The 2169-nt window shown below is 73.0% G+C and carries 2 protein-coding genes; both read left to right on the top strand.

Features of this window, described 5'->3' with window-relative positions; genetic code table 11:
* The first annotated feature begins 39 nt into the window (after positions 1-39).
* Positions 40-423 (top strand): chorismate mutase, encoded by a 384-nt coding sequence (locus ACSNOD_RS30625; protein ID WP_436770343.1) that lies wholly within the window; start codon positions 40-42, stop codon positions 421-423.
* Between the two features lie 131 nt (positions 424-554).
* The coding region (gene pepN, locus ACSNOD_RS30620; RefSeq protein ID WP_436770342.1) for an aminopeptidase N at positions 555-2169 on the top strand (1615 nt) is incomplete at its 3' end.

The following is a 2169-nucleotide window of genomic DNA, read 5'->3' as shown; positions in this document are numbered from 1 at the left end:
AACCGGACCGGAGGTCAGACGCGGGGGGACCGCCGACGAATGATCAGCGCACCGCCACCCGCGACGAGCACCGCCGCCGCCCCGGCCCCCGTGGACGCCGCCGTCCGGGAGGAACTCACCCGGCTGCGCGACAGCATCGACAACATCGACGCGGCCGTCGTCCACATGCTCGCCGAGCGCTTCAAGTGCACCCAGCAGGTCGGCCGGCTCAAGGCCGAGCACCGGCTGCCGCCCGCGGACCCCGCGCGCGAGGCCCGGCAGATCGCGCGGCTGCGGCAGCTCGCGGAGAGCGCCAAGCTCGACCCCGCGTTCGCGGAGAAGCTGCTCAACTTCATCATCGCCGAGGTGATCCGGCACCACGAGACGCTCAGCGCGGCCGGCGGCGCCGACGTGGCCGACGAGCGGACGGACCGCTCCGCCTGAGCGCGAAGCCCGAAGCCCGAAACGCGAAGCCCGAAACGCGAAACCCGGAACGGCAAACGCGGAACACCGACCGCGGTGAACGTCCCCGCACCGTACGGTCACCCGCGTGAGCGATACGGCAGCATGTCCCCATGTCCGTACTGACGCGCGACGAAGCGCAGACCCGAGCAGGGCTCCTCGACGTCCACCGTTACACCGTCGACCTCGATCTGACCCGCGGCGACGAGCTCTTCGGCTCCACCACCGTCATCCGGTTCACGGTCCGCGAGCCGGCCGGCTCCCCGGGGGCCGCGGCCGAGGGCGCGGCCCCCGTGCGCACCTTCGCCGAGCTGCGGCCCGCCGCGCTGCACCGCGTGACCCTGGACGGACAGGAGCTCGACGTCGCCCCGGCGGACGTCGTCGAGAGCCGGCGGCTGCCGCTCACCGGCCTCGCGCCCGGCGAGCACGAGCTGCGCGTCGAGGCGGACATGCGCTACTCCCGCACCGGCGAGGGCATGCACCGCTTCACCGACCCCGCCGACGGCGAGACGTACCTCTACACCATGTGCTGCATGTCGGACGCCCCGTCCGTCTTCACGGCGTTCGACCAGCCGGACCTGAAGGCCGTGTTCGAGGTGTCGGTCACCGCGCCGCCTGCCTGGACCGTGCTCGGCAACGGGATCGCCGAGCGGGTGGGCGACCCGGCCGAGGGCCGCTGGCGGATCGCCCCCACCCCGCCCATCAGCACGTATCTGATGGCGCTGGCCGCCGGCCCCTGGCACTCGGTGCGCGCCGAGCACGCGGGGCTGCCGCTGGGGCTGCATGTGCGCCGGTCGCTGGCCCCGTACCTCGACGCGGACGCCGAGGAGCTCTTCGAGATCACCCGGCGCTGCTTCGACCGCTACCACGAGATCTTCACCGAGCCGTACCCGTTCGACTCGTACGACCAGGCGTTCGTCCCCGAGTTCAACTCCGGGGCGATGGAGAACCCGGGCCTGGTCACGTTCCGGGACGAGTTCGTGTACCGCTCCGCCGTCACCGACACCGAGCGGCAGACGCGGGCGATGGTCATCGCCCACGAGATGGCCCACATGTGGTTCGGCGACCTGGTCACCATGGAGTGGTGGGACGACATCTGGCTCAACGAGTCCTTCGCCGAGTACATGGGCTTCCAGATCCTCGACGAGGCGGCCCGTGCCCGGCCCGGTGACCACCCGCCCCGGTGGCACGCCGGCAGCACCTGGACGGACTTCGCCATCGCCCGTAAGAGCTGGGGCTACGACGCCGACCAGCGGCCCTCCACGCACCCCGTCGCCCCCGACCCGGACGGCGTGCCCGACACCGCCGCCGCCCGGCTCAACTTCGACGGCATCTCCTACGCCAAGGGCGCCTCCGCGCTGCGCCAGCTCGTGGCCTGGCTCGGCGAGAAGGACTTCCACGCCGGGATCAACGAGCACTTCGCCCGGCACCGCTTCGGCAACGCCACGCTCGCCGACTTCATCGACTCGCTCGCCCGCGCCTCCGGGCGCGATGTGCACGCCTGGGCCGAGAGCTGGCTGCGCACCACCGGGGTCGACACCCTCACCCCCCGCGTCGTCGAGGACGGCGACCGGTGGACGCTGGACATCCGGCACACCGGCGGCCGGCCGCACCGGATCGCGGTGAGCCTCTACGACCGGGCGGCCGGCGCCCCCGCGAACCTCGTCCGGCGCGACCGCTTCGAGCTCGACCTGCCCGGGGAGGGCGCCGGGGACGCGGAGGCCGCCG

The organism is Streptomyces sp. URMC 123 (assembly GCF_051386515.1).
Lineage (GTDB): Bacteria > Actinomycetota > Actinomycetes > Streptomycetales > Streptomycetaceae > Streptomyces.
The sequence above is the reverse complement of the archived record's forward strand: the minus strand, read 5'-3'. Positions and strand labels throughout refer to the sequence as shown.